This is a genomic window from Sinisalibacter aestuarii (assembly GCF_027923545.1).
In the GTDB taxonomy this organism is placed as follows: Bacteria; Pseudomonadota; Alphaproteobacteria; order Rhodobacterales; family Rhodobacteraceae; genus Sinisalibacter; species Sinisalibacter aestuarii.
The window spans coordinates 81242-100417 of sequence record NZ_BROH01000007.1 but is presented as its reverse complement, the minus strand read 5'-3'; the positions used below and the strand labels follow the sequence as shown (position 1 = coordinate 100417).

17 protein-coding genes and 1 tRNA gene are annotated in these 19176 nt (G+C 66.6%); 4 read left to right on the top strand and 14 right to left on the bottom strand.

The features are described from left to right. Positions 1–67 precede the first annotated feature (67 nt). The 3 genes from QMG28_RS12645 to QMG28_RS12635 all read left to right on the top strand — a co-directional run bounded on the left by QMG28_RS12645 (position 68) and on the right by QMG28_RS12635 (position 4500). Positions 68–2461, top strand: a complete 2394-nt coding sequence (locus QMG28_RS12645) for a ligase-associated DNA damage response DEXH box helicase (RefSeq protein WP_281842672.1) — start codon at positions 68–70, stop codon at positions 2459–2461. 65 nt (positions 2462–2526) lie between these two features. Further along, on the top strand, positions 2527–4287 hold the full coding sequence (recJ, locus tag QMG28_RS12640) for a single-stranded-DNA-specific exonuclease RecJ (RefSeq protein ID WP_281842671.1): 1761 nt from the start codon (positions 2527–2529) through the stop codon (positions 4285–4287). Positions 4288–4425: 138 nt separating this feature from the next. Beyond that, positions 4426–4500: transfer RNA gene (locus QMG28_RS12635), tRNA-Glu, on the top strand. A 67-nt stretch (positions 4501–4567) separates the two neighbouring features. On the opposite strand, the gene QMG28_RS12630 is transcribed toward QMG28_RS12635, so the two are convergent. The 9 genes from QMG28_RS12630 to QMG28_RS12590 form a co-directional block, all read right to left on the bottom strand. Next, a complete protein-coding gene (locus QMG28_RS12630) occupies positions 4568–5542 on the bottom strand; it encodes a sulfotransferase (protein WP_281842670.1) in 975 nt (324 codons plus the stop codon). A gap of 57 nt (positions 5543–5599) precedes the next feature. Then, a complete protein-coding gene (locus QMG28_RS12625; RefSeq protein WP_281842669.1) occupies positions 5600–6862 on the bottom strand; it encodes a hypothetical protein in 1263 nt (420 codons plus the stop codon). A 16-nt stretch (positions 6863–6878) separates the two neighbouring features. Further along, entirely contained in the window at positions 6879–7760 is an 882-nt protein-coding gene (rfbA, locus tag QMG28_RS12620; RefSeq protein WP_281842668.1) for a glucose-1-phosphate thymidylyltransferase RfbA, read from the bottom strand. Next, on the bottom strand, positions 7757–8608 hold the full coding sequence (gene rfbD, locus QMG28_RS12615; RefSeq protein WP_281842667.1) for a dTDP-4-dehydrorhamnose reductase: 852 nt from the start codon (positions 8606–8608) through the stop codon (positions 7757–7759). The genes rfbA and rfbD overlap by 4 nt, the downstream gene beginning before the upstream one ends. Further along, entirely contained in the window at positions 8605–9648 is a 1044-nt protein-coding gene (gene rfbB / locus QMG28_RS12610; protein WP_281842666.1) for a dTDP-glucose 4,6-dehydratase, read from the bottom strand. Before rfbB ends, rfbD begins: the two co-directional genes overlap by 4 nt. A gap of 4 nt (positions 9649–9652) precedes the next feature. Further along, positions 9653–10216, bottom strand: coding sequence for a dTDP-4-dehydrorhamnose 3,5-epimerase (gene rfbC, locus QMG28_RS12605; protein ID WP_281842665.1), 564 nt, complete (start codon positions 10214–10216; stop codon positions 9653–9655). A 177-nt stretch (positions 10217–10393) separates the two neighbouring features. Further along, complete coding sequence (locus QMG28_RS12600; RefSeq protein WP_281842664.1) at positions 10394–11317, bottom strand: glycosyltransferase family 2 protein; 924 nt, start codon at positions 11315–11317, stop codon at positions 10394–10396. After that, positions 11310–11996 carry an ABC transporter ATP-binding protein gene (locus QMG28_RS12595; protein ID WP_281842663.1) on the bottom strand — a complete coding sequence of 229 codons (687 nt, stop codon included), beginning with the start codon at positions 11994–11996 and terminating at the stop codon, positions 11310–11312. The genes QMG28_RS12600 and QMG28_RS12595 overlap by 8 nt, the downstream gene beginning before the upstream one ends. A gap of 3 nt (positions 11997–11999) precedes the next feature. Next, positions 12000–13193 carry a KpsE/RkpR family capsule polysaccharide export protein gene (locus QMG28_RS12590; RefSeq protein WP_281842662.1) on the bottom strand — a complete coding sequence of 398 codons (1194 nt, stop codon included), beginning with the start codon at positions 13191–13193 and terminating at the stop codon, positions 12000–12002. Between the two features lie 169 nt (positions 13194–13362). On the opposite strand from QMG28_RS12590, the gene QMG28_RS12585 reads away from it, so the two are divergent. Next, positions 13363–14160: an ABC transporter permease gene (locus QMG28_RS12585; RefSeq protein WP_281842661.1), complete on the top strand. Its 798-nt coding sequence runs from the start codon at positions 13363–13365 to the stop codon at positions 14158–14160. Here the strand turns inward: QMG28_RS12585 and QMG28_RS12580 are convergent. The 5 genes from QMG28_RS12580 to QMG28_RS12560 form a co-directional block, all read right to left on the bottom strand. Continuing rightward, a complete protein-coding gene (locus QMG28_RS12580; protein ID WP_281842660.1) occupies positions 14157–14627 on the bottom strand; it encodes a prepilin peptidase in 471 nt (156 codons plus the stop codon). The two genes, QMG28_RS12585 and QMG28_RS12580, sit on opposite strands and share 4 nt — an antisense overlap. Further along, positions 14617–15456, bottom strand: a complete 840-nt coding sequence (locus QMG28_RS12575; RefSeq protein WP_281842659.1) for a helix-turn-helix transcriptional regulator — start codon at positions 15454–15456, stop codon at positions 14617–14619. The genes QMG28_RS12580 and QMG28_RS12575 overlap by 11 nt, the downstream gene beginning before the upstream one ends. A 309-nt stretch (positions 15457–15765) precedes the next feature. Further along, positions 15766–16767 (bottom strand): type II secretion system F family protein, encoded by a 1002-nt coding sequence (locus QMG28_RS12570; RefSeq protein ID WP_281842658.1) that lies wholly within the window; start codon positions 16765–16767, stop codon positions 15766–15768. Positions 16768–16777: 10 nt separating this feature from the next. After that, entirely contained in the window at positions 16778–17749 is a 972-nt protein-coding gene (locus QMG28_RS12565) for a type II secretion system F family protein (protein WP_281842657.1), read from the bottom strand. A 3-nt stretch (positions 17750–17752) separates the two neighbouring features. Continuing rightward, complete coding sequence (locus QMG28_RS12560) at positions 17753–19165, bottom strand: TadA family conjugal transfer-associated ATPase (protein ID WP_281842656.1); 1413 nt, start codon at positions 19163–19165, stop codon at positions 17753–17755. Positions 19166–19176: the final 11 nt, after the last annotated feature.

The following is a 19176-nucleotide window of genomic DNA, read 5'->3' as shown; positions in this document are numbered from 1 at the left end:
GCGCATCGGCTTCCGTCGCGCCCGGCTGTGCTTTCTTTTGCCCGCGGGCGCCCCTATCTTCGCCACCATGACCGCCCTGCCCGCCTCCTTCGATGCCTGGTTCGCCGCAAAGGGCTGGCAGGTGCATCCGCATCAGGCCGACATGCTGGCACGGGCGGACGATCCGGCGACGCTGCTGATCGCGCCCACCGGCGGTGGCAAGACGCTGGCGGGCTTCCTGCCCTCGCTGGTGGAGCTGGGCGAGGCGCCGCGCCCCGGCCTGCACACGCTTTACATTTCGCCGCTGAAGGCGCTGGCCGCAGATATGCGGCGCAACCTCCTGAAACCGATCGCCGAGATCGGGCTTGCCATCCGCGTCGATGACCGCTCGGGCGATACCAGCCAGACCCGCAAGAAAGCCCAGCGCGCCGATCCGCCGCATATTCTGCTGACCACGCCGGAAAGCCTTGCGCTGCTTCTGAGTTACGAGGATGCGCCACGGATGTTTGCCGGGTTACAGCGCGTGGTGGTGGACGAGTTGCACGCGCTGGCCGAGAGCAAGCGGGGCGATCAGCTCATGCTGCTGCTCACCCGGCTCGCGGCGCTCGCGCCGGGGCTGCGGCGCGTCGGCCTTTCGGCCACGGTGGAAGACCCGCCGGCGCTGGCGCGCTATTTCCACGCCGGGGGCTGCGCCGTGCTCACCGCCGATCCCGGCCCGATGCCCGATATCCGGATGCTCACCGCGCAAACGCCGCCACCATGGTCGGGCGGCGGCGGGCGCTATGCCATCCCCGAAGTTCTGGCGGAGGTGAAGAAACACAAGACGACGCTGATCTTTCACAACACAAGGGCGCAGGCCGAGATTTTCTTTCACCACCTGTGGCTCGCCAATGAGGAAAGCCTGCCCATCGGCATCCACCACGGCTCGCTCGCCCGCGAGGCGCGCGAGAAGGTGGAGGCGGCGATGGTTGCGGGCAGCCTCAGCGCCATCGTCTGCACCGGCACGCTCGATCTGGGGCTGGACTGGGGCGATGTCGATCTGGTGATCCAGGTCGGCGCGCCGAAAAACGTCAAGCGGCTGGTGCAGCGGATCGGCCGCGCCAATCACCGCTACAACGCGCCGTCGAAGGCGCTGCTCCTGCCCGCCAACCGCTGGGAGGTGATCGAGTGCCAGGCCGCCATCGAGGCGGTCCATGCCCATGACCTCGATGGCGAGCCGCGCGGGCCGGGGCCGCGCGACGTGCTCTGCCAGCACATCCTGATCCGCGCCTGCTCCGGGCCGTTCGACGCCGGAGCGCTTTACGCCGAGGTCACGCAGGCCGGCCCCTATGCCGCGCTCAGCCGGGCCGAGTTCGACGCCTGCCTCGATTTCACCGCCACCGGTGGCTATGCCCTGCGCGCCTATGACCGCTGGCAGCGGCTCATGCAGCGCACCGACGGGATGTGGCACTTGCGCGACCCGCGCAGCACCCAGATGATCCGCATGAACCTGGGCACGATCCAGGACAGCGACACGGTGAAGGTGCGGATGCGCGGCCAGCGCGCCAATCTGGGCGAGGTGGAGGAATATTTCGCAGCCTCGCTGGTGCCCGGCGACACCTTCCTGATGGGCGGGAAGATCGTGCGGTTCGAGAGCCTGAAAGAGATGCATGTGGAGGTGAGCCGCGACCGGGGGCGCAAGCCGAAAGTGGCGGTGTTCATGGGCACGAAGTTTTCCACCTCCACCCAGCTTTCGGCCCGCATCCTCGACCTTTTGCACCGCGACGATCTGTCGGCGCTGCCCGCGCATACGCGCGACTGGATCCGGTTGCAGGCCGAGTTGTCGCATCTGCCACGCGCCGGGCGCATCCTCGTCGAAAGCTTTCCCTATGAGGGCCGGGCGCATAGCTGCGTCTACGGTTTCGCCGGGCGCGGTGCGCAGCAGACGCTGGGGCTGTTGCTCACAGGGCGGATGGAGGAGGCGGGGCTGGGGCCGCTCGGCTTTGTCGCCACCGATTACGCCACGCTGATCTGGTCGCTGGAGCCGATGCGCGATCCGGCCGATCTGCTCGACCCGGAGGGGTTGCGCGACGGGCTCGATGGCTGGCTGGCCGATAACGCCCTGATGAAGCGCAGCTTCAAGGCAGCCGCCACCATCGCCGGGCTGACGCCGCGCAACTTTCCCGGCAAGCGGGCCAATGCGCGTCAGGCCACGTTTTCCACCGATATCCTCTACGACACGTTGCGCAAATACGACCCCCACCACCTGCTGCTCGACATCACCCGCGAAGAGGCGATGCGCGGGCTGATCGGCTTTGGCCGGATCGAGGACATGCTGGCGCGCACCCGCGCGCGGGTGGATCACGTGGTGACCGACCGGGTCACCCCCTTTGCCGCGCCGCTCTTTCTCGAGGTCGGCAAGGTGCCGGTCGAGGGCGCGGGCGCGGAGGCGCTGATCGCCGCCGAGGCCGAAAGGCTGATGGAAGAGGCCGGGCTGGCCTGAGCGGGACGGCGAAAACACCGCACCGCCCCCTAGACCTGCCGCCCCTGCCCGCCTACACCTTGCCCATGTCTGCGCCCATATCCGCCTTTCTCGATGTCGAAGCCTCGCTCACCGGCCGGCGCTGGACCGGCCCCGGCATCGAACTGGCCCGTCTGGCCGAGGCGATGCAGCAGGCCACCGGCCTGCCTGCCCCCGTCGCCGCCGTGCTCGCCCGCCGGGGCGTGCCGCCGGAAGAGGCCGCCGCCTTCCTCGCCCCCACGCTGCGCGACACCCTGCCCGACCCGCGCGGGCTGAAAGACATGGAAAAGGCCGCCGGGCGGGTGCTGGAGGCAGTCAGCAAGCGCGAAAAGATCGCCGTTTTCGCCGATTACGATGTGGATGGCGGCGCCTCCGCCGCGCTGATGATCGACTGGCTCAGGGCCTTCGGCATGACCCCCACCCTCTACGTGCCCGACCGGATCGACGAGGGCTATGGCCCCAACATACCGGCGATGGAGATGCTGGCGGCGGATCATCCGCTGATCGTCATCGTCGATGCGGGCACGCTCAGCCACGAGCCGATTGCCGCCGCCACCGCCAAAGGCGCCGATGTGGTGGTGCTCGACCATCACCTGGGCGGCGAGACCCTGCCCCCGGCGCTGGCCGTGGTGAACCCCAACCGGCAGGATGAGGCCGGCGCGCCGGGCTATCTCTGCGCCGCCGGCGTGGTCTTTCTGATGCTGGTGGAAGCCGGGCGGCAATTGCGCGAGGCGGGCAAGCGCGGCCCGGATCTGATGGGGATGCTCGATCTGGTGGCGCTGGCCACCGTGGCGGATGTGGCCCCATTGATCGGGGCCAACCGCGCCCTCGTGGTGCAGGGGCTGAAGGTGATGGCCCAGCGCGGCCGCCCCGGCCTCGTCGCGCTGGGTGACGTGGCGCGGATGAACACCGCGCCGCGCCCCTACCACCTGGGTTTCCTGATGGGGCCACGGGTGAATGCGGGCGGGCGGATCGGCCAGGCCGATCTCGGCGCGCGACTGCTGGCCACCACCGACCCCGCCGAGGCGATGGCGCTGGCCACGCGGCTCGACGAGTTGAACACCGAGCGGCGCGAGATCGAGGCCGAGGTGCTCGCCGGCGCGATGGCGCAGGCGGAAGAGCGCGGGCTGGAGGCGCCGCTGGTCTGGGCCGCCGCCGAGGGCTGGCACCCCGGCGTGGTCGGCATCGTCGCCTCGCGGCTGAAGGAGGCGGCCAACCGCCCCGCCGTGGTGATCGGCTTCGACGGCGAGGCGGGCAAAGGCTCGGGTCGCTCCGTCTCGGGCGTCGATCTGGGCGCGGCGGTGCAGAAGCTCGCCGCCGAAGGGCTGATCGAAAAGGGCGGCGGGCACAAGATGGCGGCGGGCCTCAGCCTCAGCCGCGCCCAGCTCGAACCGGCGATGGAGCGGCTGAGCGCGCTGATGGCCCGGCAAGGCGCCGGTGCGATCGGGCCACGCGACCTTGCGGTGGATGCCCTTCTCATGCCCGGCGCGGCCACACCCGAACTGATCGAGCAGATCGAGGCCGCAGGCCCCTATGGCGCGGGCGCCCCGGCCCCGCGCTTTGCCTTCCCCGACATGAAGATCGACTATGCCCGCCCGGTCGGCCAGAGCCACCTCAAGCTCACGGTGAGCGACGGGCTCGGCGCGCGGCTCGAAGCCATCGCCTTCGGCGCTTTCGACGGCCCGCTCGGCCCCGCCCTCGCCGGTCACGGCGGCGCGCGCTTCCACCTCGCCGGACGGCTGGACCTCAACCACTGGAACGGCCGCGTCACCGCGCAACTGCGCCTCGAAGACGCCGCCCCGGCCTAGCCGGCCGGACCCTCCACGCCGCTGCCCTGCCCGCAGGCACAAGGCGCGGGAAACGGCCCGAAAATTTTTCGCCGGCCCCGGCAGAATCCTCTTGCCCTCCCCGCGCCGTTTTCCTAAACACCGCGCTACCGACAGCGTGGCCCGTTCGTCTATCGGTTAGGACGCCAGGTTTTCAACCTGGAAAGAGGGGTTCGATTCCCCTACGGGCTGCCAGTCGGGACCTTCCCATTGAAATTGTTGGCTTTTTCCACCCCACCGGCCCGGCTGCAAGCCTGCAGCCCTATGCCGGGATGCGGCCCTCGCGGCGCCCGTGCCGGCGGAAATGCTCGACCGGGTCGGCGCCGGTCTTGAGCACATCGGGGTAGCGGATCAGGTAGGTCAGGGGTTCGAAGTAGGTGCCGTTCACGCTCGTGCCCGTCGCCGGCAGGCCGAAGGCGGCGAGGCGTGCGCGGGCCGCCGTGATCGTCTCCTGCCACAGATCGCCGTACTGTGCCCGTTCGACCGGGCCGGCAAAGAAGGGCGCGGCAAGCCGCGTGCCATCGAGAATGCGCCTTTGCAGCGCCACCGGCAGCAGGCGGTCGAACTCGACGACCTTGCCGGGATCCATGCCGCTGGAGGTCACGTTATCGAACCTCGAATTGCCCCGGCGCTTCACGAAGGGTTCGCCGGTGGCGAAATTCCCGATGTTTTTCAGCCAGGTATCCTCGCGGCTTACCAGTTCCTCGAATGGAACGAAGAGCACGCGGGGATTGGTCAAGTGGGCAACCGAGCCGATAAAGTAGTGAACATACAACTCCCGGAGCATGTCGAATCTTTTCTCGACGGCAGCGATGACGTGAAGATCCGGTTCCAGTTTTCGCGCCTGAGACAGAAAGACGGCGCGCGGATCACGGTGGATCACCACCGCTTTGGCGATGAATGGCCCGCGGCTCATACATTGCCCCAGGGCGCTCATATAACGTGGCGTCTTGTCGAAAAAGGCACCTGAATGATCGGGGAAGGACGCCTCGCAGATCGTATCGTAGAAGTCCTGAAAATCCCCCGACACCGCCTGTTCACGGATCTGTTCGGAGATGTTCCACCCCGGCAGCAACAGGTTCCAGAAATCGGTGTTCTGGCGCAGATCGGACGGCCTCTCGCCGAGCAGAACGCCAACCTCAAACCCCGATTCAAACCCGTTCGCGCGGAAAAGCTCCGACAGCAGGGTCGTTCCGCCATGCTCATATCCGGTCAGGATGAAATCAATCTGCGCCATCGCGCGCCTCCCGCTATTCCGCCTCAGATCGTCCCGCGCGCACGGATCGGGCGGGCCCTAGATGAGCCCGGCCGCGAACGCAGCCAGCTTCCACCCGCGCAGCGTAGACCCGCCATAGGGCCGGCTGAGGAGCAGTTTCATAAATTCGCGTGCTTCTCCCGGCGGCAGAAGCGCGCCGATCCGGGTTACGTCTTCCACCGAAAAGGCGCCACGATAGAGCCCGTCATTCTTGATGAAGGGCACCCCCAGCCAGAGCAGGGCCGCGGCATTGTGGTGGATATGGCTTCCGAACAGGAACCGGTCGCCCAGCTCGGCGATCGCGATGGTCCGCAGATCGCCCGCCTGCACGTCTCCGGTTTTCAGAAACCGGGTAAAATGCGCGCGCAACTGATCGAGATCGCTCACGTAGGAGACGTCATACAGCGCGCTGTCCAACGTCATTTCGGAATTCTTCGGCAGATCCTCGGCGGCAAGGGTCTGCACGCCGTAGCGATCCTTGAATGTCCTGGCGATGCTCGCAAAGAGCGGTCTTCTGGCCGAATTAAAGCGTGACGTGGTGATGTTGTTCATGGCGAAGGCCATGAACTGATCGTCGGCACTGATCGCGGACAGGAAGCGCGCGGCGCTGAACAGAGAGGCAAAATCGTCCTCGCTCGATGCGCAACGTTTGAGCGTTTTCGACAGACCAAGCTCGCCGCGCTTGATGACCAGCGGGCGCACATCCGTCAGCCTGTAGCGGCGCCAGTATCGGCGCAGCCGCCCGCTTTGCAGAATGCCGCCAGCCATCGAGATGCAGAACGAGCCGAGGTGATATTCGATCTCGTAATTCTCCGTTGCGCCAAGCACTTCGGTCTCGCAAGTGGCGAGGTCTTCGATGAATGCCGCTAGCCCCCGCGTGCTGTAGTAGACGCTGTCATTGACCATCACGAGGCGCGGGCAACGGGCCTCCCAGCCGCGCTGATAGAGATGCAGAAAGCCGGTTTTGTAGCTGCCGAAATCGCGGCCGAAATTGGGGCGCTCGATATAGCAATCCACCAGCCCCGCCAGGGCGTCGGGCGCCGTCACCTTCAGGGTGTTGACCGCGAGCACATAGAGGCCCTGCGCCCGGGCGGCGGCGATCAGGCGGATGAGATCGGGGCGCAGCCGGCCCTTCTGGTAGAGCGCAAGAAGCAGGATCGGCTGGCCCTCATAGGGTGCCTCATGATGCAGCCTGGGAGCCTTCCCCCAGCTTCGCAGGCGTGCGCGCTGCGATTGCGCCCCGACAATCGCGCGTGCCATCGGGTAGAGCAGCGCGCTCTGGATGCGGGAGATGATCTTCATGCCCTGGCGCCTGCCCTCAGAAGGTTTCGTTCACGCGCCTGAGCAGAGACTGGCCATAGGCGCTCTTGCCATACGACTTTGCCCGGTCGCGCAGCGCGCCGCGGTCGATCCAGCCAAGCTGAAAGGCCACGTCTTCGGGGCTGCCGATCTGCAATCCCTGCCGGTTTTCCAGCGTGCGCACGAAATTGCCGGCATCGAGCAGCGAGCCGTGCGTGCCGGTATCGAGCCAGGCATGGCCGCGCCCGAGCCTGACCACCCTCAGGCGCGCGCTTTCGAGGTACATGTTGAGCAGGCTGGTGATTTCATATTCGCCGCGCGGCGATTTCTCCACCTGACGGGCCAGCGCCGGGGCGGTCTTGTCGAGGAAGTAAAGCCCGGTGATCGCATAGTTGGACGGAGGGATTTTCGGCTTTTCCTCAAGGCTCGTCACCCGGCCCCCCGCATCCAGACCGATCACGCCGTAGCGCTCGGGATCGGCGACGTGATAGCCGAAGATGGTGCCGCCCTCGGGCTCTTCGTCGGCCCGTTTCAGCAGGCTGCGCAGATCGTTGCCGTAGAAGATGTTGTCGCCCAGGATCATTGCCGAGGGCGCCCCGGCGAGGAAATCCTCCGCCAGCAGATAGGCCTGCGCCAGCCCGTCGGGCGAGGCTTGCGCGATATAGCTGATCGCCAGCCCCCATTGCGATCCGTCACCGAGCAACTGGCCGAACTGCTGCATGTATTCGGGGTTGGTGATCACCGCGATCTCACGGATACCGGCGAGCATCAGCACCGAGAGCGGGTAGAAGATCATCGGCTTGTCGTAGACCGGCAGCAACTGCTTGGAGACGGCCGTGGTCAGCGGGTAAAGCCGCGTGCCGGTGCCGCCGGCGAGGATGATGCCTTTACGCTGTGTCATCGCACCTTACCTGAAATCTCTGCCAAAACCTCTGCGAGACCGGCGCGCCAGTCGGGGCGCGCCAGCCCCAGCTCGTGCATCGTCGCGCTGCAATCGAGCCGTGAGTTGAGCGGGCGGGCCGCCGGGCTGGGCCAGTCGGCGCTGGCGACGGGGCGCAGGGTGACGGCGCGCCCGGCCTCGCGAAAGATCTCCTGAGCGAAGCCCTGCCAGCTCACATCGGGCGCACCGGAGAAGTGGTAGGTGCCCGCCATCTGCGGATCGTCCTGCATCGCCCGCGCGATGCCGTGGCAGGCGGCGGCGATGGCACGCGCCGGGGTCGGGCCGCCGATCTGGTCGGCCACCACGTCGAGCCGGTCACGGCTGGCCGAAAGCGCGAGCATGGTGGTGACGAAGTTGCGTCCATGCGCGGAAAACACCCAGGAGGTGCGCAGGATCACCGCCTGCGCCCCGCTCGCCCGCACCTTCGCCTCGCCGGCCAGCTTGCTGCGGCCATAGGCATTGAGCGGCGCGGTCGCATCCTCCGGCGTGCGGGGCGCGGCACCGCTGCCATTAAAGACGTAATCGGTCGAGATATGAACGAAGGGAATGCCACAGGCCGCGCAAGCCTCGGCCATCGCGCCGGGCGCTTCGGCATTGATCAGATGCGCCACCCCCTCCTCCGCCTCGGCCTTGTCGACGGCGGTATAGGCGGCGGCGTTGATCACCGCGCGCGGCGCATAGGCGTGGATCGCCGCCGCGCAAGCCGCCGGGTCGGCCAGATCGGCCTCGTCGCGCCCGAGGCAGCGCAGGGTGGGCAGCCGGCCCAGTTCGCGGGCCACCTGCCCGGACTTGCCGAAAACGAGGATCATACCGCCACCCCCAGCCGTTCGCCCACACCCGCGCGGGCCTTCAGCTTGCGCCACCAATCCTCGTGGGCAAGATACCAGTCCACCGTCATCGCCAGCCCGGCATCGAGCGTGACCGAGGGCCGCCAGCCCAGCTCCGCGCGAATACGGGCCGGGTCGATGGCATAGCGCCGGTCATGGCCGGGGCGGTCGGCCACATGGGTGATCAACGCGCTGTGGGGCCGCGCCGCGGGGCGGCGCTCGTCAAGCAGGGCGCAGATCTTCTGCACGATGTCGATATTGCGCGCCTCGTTCTCGCCGCCGATATTGTAAGACCGCCCGAGCGCCCCGGCCTCCAGCACCCGCAGCAGCGCATCGGCGTGATCCTCGACATAGAGCCAGTCGCGCACATTCAGCCCCGCGCCGTAAACCGGCAACGGCCTGCCCGCCAGCGCATTGAGGATCACCACCGGAATCAGCTTTTCGGGAAACTGGAACGGCCCGTAATTGTTGGAGCAATTGGACAGCACCACCGGCAGGCCATAGGTCTCGTGCCAGGCGCTGACGAGATGGTCGCTCGCCGCTTTCGAGGCGGCATAGGGGCTGCGCGGATCGTAGGGCGTGGTTTCGGTGAACCTGCCGCCCGGCCCAAGGCTGCCATAGACCTCGTCGGTCGAGACATGGTGAAAGCGAAAGCCCCCGGGCCGCCCCGCCGCCTGCCAATAGCCGCGCGTGGCTTCCAGCAGGTTGTAGGTGCCGGTGATATTGGTCTCGACAAAAGCGCCCGGCCCGTCGATCGAGCGATCCACATGGCTTTCGGCGGCGAGATGCATGATCGCATCGGGCCGGTGCGTGGCAAGGGCCGCATCGAGCGCCGCCCGGTCGCGCAGATCGGCCCGCACGAAGCGGTAGCGCGGGTGATCGGCCACGCTGGCGAGGTTGTCGAGGCAGGCGGCATAGGTGAGCGCATCGAGGTTGACCACCTCATAGCCGCGCGCGATGGCGAGGCGCACCACCGCCGAGCCGATGAAGCCCGCGCCGCCGGTGATCAGAAGCCTTGCCATCGCCTCAGCCCCCGACCGTGAACGGGCTGGTGATGTCGCGCAGGCGCGGGGCGTTTGCGTCTTTCTGCGAAAGCACCGCCGCGCCCGGCTCCAGCGGCCAGTCGATCCCGATATCGGGATCGTCGAAGCGCACCGCCCCGTCGCTCCCGGGGGCGTAGAAGGCTGAGCATTTATAGGCGATCTCGGTGTCGGGTTCGAGCGTGACGAAGCCGTGCAGAAACCCCTCGGGGATCAGCAATTGCCGGCCGTTTTCGAAGCTGAGCTCCACCCCCACCCAGCGGCCATAGCCCGGGCTGCCCCGGCGGATATCGACGGCCACATCATAGAGCCGCCCGCGCCCGCAGCGCACCAGCTTGGCCTGCGCGTCGGGCGGGCTTTGAAAATGCAGGCCGCGCACCGTGCCCCTGATGGCGGAAAAGGAATGATTGTCCTGGCAGAAATCGAGATCGAGCCCGGCCTCGGCCATGCGCGCGCGGTTCCACGTCTCCGAAAAGAAGCCGCGGTTGTCGCCAAACCGCTCGGGCGTCAGGATCAGAACGCCTTCAAGCGCCGTCGCTTCTACCTTCACACCCGCTGCCCTCGTTACACACACACCACCCGCGAATCTCGCAAAGGATGATTGAGACTATGGTTGAACAACTTTTGATTGCAACCCTAGGCAGGCACAATTCAGGGCAATGTATGAGTTTTCACTCACACGCCTGACGCGTATGTCGGCATCGCCGCTGCCAAGTGTCCGCAGCGCTCAGATCAGGCCAAGCGCGAAGCCGACATGCAGCGCGATCTGGCCCGGCCGGGTCTGGCGGTAGAGGCCGAGCCGGCCTATGCCCCGCACCCGCCCGGCCAGCCCACGCTGACGCTGGGCGGCGAAAGCATCCAGCAAGGCGCGGTTCTCCGCCGTCAGGTCGGCGCGGATCGGGGCAAGGCTTGCCAGGCTCCGGTTGCTCCAGCCGCGAAACCGCCCGCCAAGCAATTGCCCAAGCCGCCGGGCACGGGCGCGCGCCGTGGCGTTCTGACCGATCTGGTTGGCGCCGTGCTGGCGGTAGAGCACCAGCGGCTCGGGATCGTAGATCACCGCCGCCCCGGTGCCGGCGAGCACCTGATAGGCCCACCAATCATGCGCGACGATGCCACCGGCATGGGGCGCGGCACGGCGAAGCCGGACCAGCGCCGCGCGGTTGAACATCATCGTGTTGCCGCCGCCGATATTCTGCACCAGCGCATTGGCAAAGCCGGGCGGACGGGCAAACAGCGGGCTGCGGCCGATCTCGGCCAGCCCCGCATCGCACAGGATGGTGCGGCCCGCCACCATCGCCGCCGCCGGTTCGCGGGCGAGCCGCGCGATCTGGCGGGCGAGCTTCTGCGGCAGCCAGACGTCGTCCTGATCGCAAAAGGCGATAAAGCCTGCATCCTCCGGCACCCGGTCGAGCAGGGCGAGGAAGTTCTGCGCAAAGCCCCGCCGCGGCCCCTCGACGATCGCGGCCACCCGGCCCGGATGGGCGGCAGCAAAGCGCTCGACCACGGCGCGCGAGCCATCGGTGGACCCGTCGCAGGAAACCACCAGCACCCAATCGTCATGGCTCTGGGCGGCGAGGCTGTCGAGCTGCTCGGCAAGGAAACCGGCGCCATTGTAGATGGCGAGCAGGATGGCGACGCGCCCGTCAGCCATCGGCCCCGGCCCAGTCCGGCAGATCGCCGCGCATCGCGCGCTCATGCACCGCGATCGCCTCGTCGATCGTGTCATACATCCGGGCCGATCCGTTCACCATCACCACGCCGCACGTGCAAAGCTGGCGCATCAGCGGCATCGAATGGGTGACGACGATGGCGGCGCTGCGCGCGAGCCGCAGGTTGAGCATCTCGGTGCTGCGGTCGCGAAAGGCGGCATCGCCCACCGATGTCACCTCGTCGATCAGGTAGGTGTCGAACTCGATCCCCATCGACAGCCCGAAGGCGAGCCGCGCCCGCATCCCGGCGGAATAGGTGCGGAAGGGGGCATGGAAATGCAGGCCCAGCTCGGCGAAATCCTCGACGAAGCGCATCAGATCGTCGGTATCGACACCGTAGAGCCGGCCGATGAAGCGGATATTCTGCGCGCCGGTCAGCTCAGGGTGGAAGCTGCCGGCAAAGCCCACCGGCCACGAGATCGTGCCGTCCGACAGGATCTCGCCGCTATCGGCATCCTCGACTCCCGCCAGCATCCGCAGCAGCGTGGATTTGCCCGCGCCGTTGCGCCCGAGCAGGCCCACCGAGGTTTTGCCGGGGAAGGTCAGGCTGATATCGCGGCAGACGGTCTTGCGCCCGGCATTCACCGCGTAGGATTTGGACAGGCTGCGCAGCGCGATCATGGCTCAGCGCCGGTCCCGCACCGAGTAGAACACCAGCGTGCCGGTGCTCCAGCCGAACAGCGCAAACAGTGCCACCGTGGCCAGCAGCAGCAGCCGCTTGGGGTATTCCGCCCGCTCTGCCAGGGTCGGCTCGATATGGGCGGCCAGGTAACGGCTCTTGCGCTGCGCCTCGATCTGGGCGGTGTCGAAGGCCGCGAGCGCGGCGATATAGGCCTGTTCGGCGAATTCGAGATCGACCATCAGGCTTTCGTATTCACCCACCAGCGTGGAGTAATTCTCGCTGCCGACACTGGTGGTGGCCGAAAATTTCAGCCGCTCCTCGTCGATGCTCTGGCGCAGCACCTCGGTCTTGCGGCCAAGCTGCTTGAGCTGCGGGCTGTCGGGGCTGACACTGTCTTTGAGCAGGTTGTATTCGAGCATCACCTCCGAAAGCTGGTTTTGCAGCGCCGAGATCAGCCCGGTCTGGATGCCGATCTCCGCCGATGGGTCGACCATCTGGTTGGCCGAGCGGTATTCGGTGACCGCACGGCGCGCCCCGCGCAGCCGCTCGACCGAGCGCTCCAGCTCCTCGCGCGCATAGCGGGTGGCGTCCTCGCGCGCCACGGCGTTGAGCCGGTTGATGAGCGTGGTGCCGTGGGCGAGGATGGCGCGGGCGATGGCCTGGGCATCCTCCGGGCTGAAAGCGGTGACGCGCAGTTCGATCAGCCCGGTGCCCCGGTCGTAAACCACCTTCACCATTCGGCCCCAATGTTTGTGCAGATCCTCGATGGTGCCGGACGTGTCGAAGGCGAAAACCGGGTCGCGCCCGTCCGGGCGGGCATAGAGCGCGCGCAGATCAAGCTCGCCGTCGATCGCCTTCACCAGCCCCCGGCTTTGGATGTATTCGAAGAGCACATCGGTATCCTTCGAGCTTGCCCCGCCAAAGGCGCTGAGGCCGGTGAGCAGGTCGAGCGAGGATTTCATATCTTCCGAGCGAACGGCGAAGGCGGCGTAGGAGGCATATTGGTCGGCGGCGCGGGCATAGAGATACCAGCCCGAAATCGCCACCGGCGCGAGAACGAAGAGCAGGAAGCCATAGAGGATCACGCGGTGGCGCCGCTTCAGCCGTTCCGGCGCGGCAGGAGCGGTGCGCAGGAGCTGCGGCGCGGCAGGCGGCGTGGGATTGGCACTTTCGGGCCCGGTTTGGGAATTCGTCACTCGCTGGCCCCTGCCAATTCGCGGCGGAGGGCGCAGCGCTTTTTCCGGCGGACCCACACAACACATGCCGCGTAAAAACACGTTTTGGTTGATTCTCACATTTTCACAGCGCTTATTACGAGTAAAGAGCTCTTGGCCCATCCGGGCCGCAATGCGAGGTCGCAGGCAGATGGACGGCACCCTTTCCCCGGTCAAGGCCCGGCGCTTTCCGACGCTGCGCGCGATCACCGCGCTCCTGCTGCGCGAGATGGCCACCACCTACGGGCGCTCGCCCGGCGGCTATGCCTGGGCGGTGCTCGAACCCGTCGCGGCGCTGGCGGTGCTGTCGGTCGCCTTCTCCATCGCCTTCGCCTCGCCCGCGCTCGGCAGCAATTTTCCGCTGTTCTACGCCACCGGCTATCTGCCCTTCATGATGTATTCGCAGCTTTCCGCCAAGATCGGCCAGGCGATCCGCTTTTCCAAACCGCTCCTGTTCTACCCCGCCGCCACCTATAGCGACGCGCTTTTCGCGCGCTGGATCCTCGGCGTGCTCACCCATCTGTCGATCTTCGTCATCGTGCTGACCGGGATCGTCCAGATCTTCGGCCTCACCCCGATCCTGAACATCCCGGCGCTGGTCAACGCCGTCGCGATGGCGGCCCTGCTGGCGCTCGGGGTGGGCACGCTCAACTGCTTCCTGTCGTCGATGTTTCCGGTCTGGGAGCAGGTCTGGGTGATCGTGAACCGCCCGTTCTTCATCATCTCGGGCGTGTTCTTCCTGTTCGAGAACATGCCCGAGCCGGTGCGCGCGCTGCTATGGTTCAACCCGCTCGCCCATGTGATCGGCGAGATGCGCCGGGCGGTTTACGCCAGCTATGACGGCGCGTTCGTCTCACCCGTCTATGTCTACAGCGTCGCTCTGGGCAGCCTGATCCTGGGGCTGGTGTTTCTCAACCGCTACCACCGGGTGATCCTGAACGAGCGTTAGAGGCCGGCGGTCAGCGGCAGCAACAGCCCGGCCAGCGCGATCGACAGGCCCATCGGATAGCCCTTGTCGACCGCGAGGCTCACATAGCGTGACCCCGGCGAGCCGATGGCGCGGCGCAGTCCGAGGGTGAGTGCGATCCCCGCCAGCATGGCGGCGGAAAAGGTGAAGGCGAAGGGGGCGAGCGCCCCGGTCGGCACGAACAGCATGAGCGCCGCCAGTCCTTTCACATCGCCCCCCGCAAGCATTCCGGCCACGAAACCCGCAAGCCCCAGCGCAAAAACCAGCGCCCCGACGCCGAGGCGCAGAGCGATCTCCGCCGGTGCCAGCGCGAACGGCGCGGTGACGACGAAGAGCGCTAGCATCGCCAGCACCAGCGCATTCGGGATGCGCATATGCCTGACATCGCTCACCGCCATCGCCACCAGCAGCGGCGCGGCGAGAACGAGGGGCAGCATGTCAGGCGACATGGACCCCCCCTGCCCCGATCGGCGGGGCCAGAACCGGCACCAGCAGGCGCTGCACCAGCTCGGCCTGCGAGCCTGCGCCGGTCTTGGCGTAGATGTTGCGCAGATGCGTGCGCAGGGTCGACAGGCTGATCGACAACTCGTCCAGCAACCCGTCATTGTTCAGCCCCCGGCTCAGCAGCAGGCAGACACGGTATTCCGAGCGGCTGAGGCGGTACTCGTTGCCAATGCCAAGGATCGGCGCAGCATAATCCTCGGCTTTCCCTCCGGCCATGCCGCGCCGGGCGGCAAGCACGTTTTTCGACAGAATGCCGAAAGCGCGGCGCTTCCAGCTTTCCGACAGCGTCGGCGCGACCAGGCCGAGCCGGTCGAGCATCGAAGCCCCCACCTCATTGGCGAAATGCATTTCGAGATAATCGCTGCTGGTGACGTGGTGCTCCAGCGGCACCACCACCGTCTCGTTCAGCCGGCGCTGCAAAAGCGGCGCGCGCAGCCGCAGCACATGGTCGAAATCCGCTCGGCGCGCGTGCCAGACCGAACCGGCTTTCGACGTGGCGAGATACTCGCCACAGACCGCCTCGGCGTAAGACACGCGAAAGCCGCCAATCTCTTCAGACAGGTTTGCGCGCCGGTCGTAAGCGACGATGCGCGCATGGCTGACCCGATCTCCGGCGCCCCCCCGCGCCGCCCGCCCCGGGCCGGAGTGATCCACCCGCGTCACCGCGATCAGATCGGAACCGAACCTGTCTGCGAATTTGCGCAGCGCTTCAGGCAATGGCATCGCCGCCTGGACCGCCTGGCACCAGACGGCGACTGCCTCAATCGTACTCAAATTGTCCAGATCGCCCTGATGACTCACGTCACCAGGCGTTACCCCTCTCGACATCCCCTCTACCCCGCAATCCACAGGCCCAAAACCAAACACGGGCGAATAATGAAAAGTAATACCCCTATGACTAAAGGTTAAAAGCCGGCCCCCGAGCTGTCAATTTTTTGCCGCAGTTTCGCCATGTTTCATTGGGGTTTCGGGAAAAGCTCCGAAAAAACAGATCGGTAGAGGGGTTTCAATCATGGTAACCGGTGACAGAAATCGAACACTCCGCAGCACGGTTCAGGCATTGTTGCCAAATGCAAACCGGGCTCAGCCGGAGACCATGCGGATATAGCGAATCAAGACCGGCCCGATGGTGACGAGAATCAGCGCGGGCAGCATCAGCGAGGCCAGCACCGCCGACATCTTCACCGGCAGTTTGTTGGCCATTTCCTGCGCCTTCAATTCACGCGCAAGGCGCATTTCGCGGGCATAGGTGGTAAGCGCGTCCGACATGCTGGTGCCGAATGTCATGGATTGCTGCACCACCGTGGCGAAGGAGCGCACGGTATCCACGCCGGTGCGCCGGGCCATTTCCTGCAACGCCTGTTCGCGCGGTCGGCCGGCGCTGATCTGGTGCTGGGCGGCGAGGAACTCGAAGGCGATATCGGGCGAAGCCTGGGCCAGTTCGTTGGCCACCCGTGTCATCGCCGCATCGAAGCCCAACCCCGCCTCGATCGCCACCTGCATCAGATCGAGCGCGTTGGGAAAGCTCTCCGATATCCTGAGCTGGCGCTCGCGCACCCGGCTGTCGAGCCAGACCGAGGGCAGATAATAGCCCGCGGCGACGAAGATCACGACCGTGCGGATGATCGCCATCCGGTTCAGCCCGGCGAAGCGGTCGGCCAGCATGTCGGGCAGCGGCGTGCCCGGCATCCGCGCCAGCATCACCAGCGCGATGAAGAGCAGCGGCACCAGCATGCCGATGACGATGCGCAGCAGCGTGTAATTGCGCAGCGCGTGCGGATTGGTGATCCCGGCCCGCAGGAATTTTTCTTCGATCTTCAGCCGGTCCTTGTCGTTGCTGGGCAGCGCCACCTTGAGCAGCCCCTTCGGCGTGTCGACGGTATCGCGCAGCAGACCCTTCTCGAAACGCGCACTGGTCTTGCCCATCCGCGTCTGGGCCAGCCGCACGGCAGCGGGGTTGCGCTGGCCGAAAGCGGCGGCGAGCGCATAGAACAGGAGCGCCGCGCCAAGGCCGATCCCGCCAAGGATCAGCAATTCGGGTTCGACGCCGTAGCGGGTTGCGAGCGTGGTCAGAAAACCGTCCATCTCCGCCTCCTCAGAACCGGAAGTTCACGAGCTTCCTCAGCACGAGGAAATTCGCGAGCGTGAAAGTCAGGATCGCCCCCAGCATCGGCAGAAACATCGGATCGCTCCGGACGCCGCCGTAATAGTCGGGCGAGGTGATCGTGGTGAAGCCGAAGATCGCCAGCGGCAGCAGCGACAGAAAGATCCCCGTCAGCCGCCCCTCGGAAGACACCGCCTTGATCCGCCGGCGCATCGTCAGCCGGTCACGGATAACTTTGGCGAGGATCGACACAACCCGCGCCAGATCGCCGCCGGTGCCATGCTGGATCGCGATTGAGGCCGCGAGATATCGCACATCCTCGATCGCCACCCGGTCGGCGAATTCCTGGAACGCATCGCTCAGATCGTCGCCAAAGCTCACCTGGTCGAAGATCAGGCCGAACTCGGTGCCGATCGGGTCGGGCATCTCGGCGGCGACGGTGCCGATTGAGGTGTTGAGCGGATGCCCCACCTTGAGGGCGCGCGCCATCAGTTCCAGCGCGTCGGGAAGCTGGCGCACCAGCTTTTCGATCCGCGCATCGCGGCGCGATTTCACGACGAGGAGCGGCAGACCAAGCCCCAGCGCCAGCGCCGCCGCAAGCGCGGTGAGCGCGGGCAGAAAAGCGGCGGCAACGAGGAAGATCACCGCAGCAGCGATCAGCGAGAGCGTGAGGAAGCGCGCGGGCGACATGATCAGCCCCGCCTGCGCCAGCATCGCCGGCAGGCCCGACAGCAGCGGCAGGCGCGACAACCCGCCCTCCGCCGGGGCCGGTTTGAGCAGCGCGAGGATCTCTTCCGCCGCCGCACCCTCGGCGATCATCCGCATCCGGCGGCTGCGCGCCTCGCTGCGGTTCTCGCCCCGGCGCAGAAGCTGGGCGATGCCGGTAAAGGCGATCAGGATACCGAGAAAGGCCCCGCCATAGACCGCATAGGTCGCCGCTTCGGATGTGGTTGCCTGAAGCATCGCCTATGCCTCCCCCGACCGGAACGCGGCCGGATCGAACTCGACCCCGGCGGCGATGAGCTGTTCGGCGCATTTCGGGCGGATGCCGGTGGCGCGGAAGCGGCCCTGCACTTCGCCGGTTTCGGCCCGGCCCTGTTTCTGGAACACGAAGATGTCCTGCAGTGCGATCACGTCGCCCTCCATGCCGGTGATTTCCGAGATCGACATCACCCGGCGGCGGCCATCGGAGAGGCGCGCAAGCTGCACCACCAGATGCAGACCCGAGGCGATCTGGGCGCGGACCGCCGAGATCGGGAAGTCCACCCCGGTCATGGTAACCATCTGTTCCAGCCGCGACAGCGCATCGCGGGCGGTATTGGCATGCACCGTGGTCATCGACCCGTCATGGCCGGTATTCATCGCCTGCAGCATGTCGAAGCTTTCGGCGCCGCGCACCTCGCCGACGATGATCCGGTCGGGCCGCATCCGCAGCGCGTTGCGCACCAGATCGCGCTGCACCACGGCGCCGGTGCCGAGCGGCGATGGCGGGCGGGTTTCGAGCCGCACCACATGGGCCTGCTGAAGCTGAAGCTCGGCGGCATCCTCGATGGTGACGATCCGTTCGCGCTCGCCGATATAGGACGACAGCGCATTCAGCATCGTCGTCTTGCCCGAGCCGGTGCCGCCGGAGATGAGAATGTTCATCCGCGCCTCGACCAGCGCCCTGAGAAAGCTGGCAGCCGGGCCCGAAACGGTGCCGATCTCGATCAGCTTGTCCATCGTCAGCGGCGAAGCGGCGAATTTGCGGATCGAGACCGAGGGGCCGTCGATGGCGCAGGGGCGGATGATCGCGTTGACGCGGCTGCCATCCTCCAGCCGGGCATCGACCCAGGGCTGGCTTTCGTCGATCCGCCGGCCGACCCGGCTGACGATCTTGTCGATGATCCGAAGCAGGTGCTTTTCGTCGCGGAAGCGCACCTGCGCGCGTTCCAGCACGCCGTGGCGTTCGACGAACACATCGCGGTGACCGTTGACGAGAATGTCGTTCACGCTCGGATCGGCCAGCAGCGGCTCCAGCGGGCCGAAGCCGAGGATCTCGTTGATCAGCTCCTCCACCAGCCGGTTGAACTCGTCACCCTGCAGCGCCTCGCCGGTGCTCTTGAGCACCTGCCCCACCACACCGGCCACTTCGCGGGTCAATTCGCTGCGCTCCACCTTGTCGATCACCGAGAGATTCAGCCGGTCGAGCAGCGCCTCGTGCAGCTTGCTTTTCAGCTCCAGCCAATGGCTGAGCTTGGGGTCTTCCGGCGTGCGCAGCTCGAAGGGCGGCTGCGGTTCGGCCTGCGGCTTGTCGGACGCCGCCGCGCCGCTGACCGACTGGAACACCACCACGTTGTCTGACGGCGCCGGCTTGGATTTTGAGAAACTCTTGAACATGTCAGGCATCC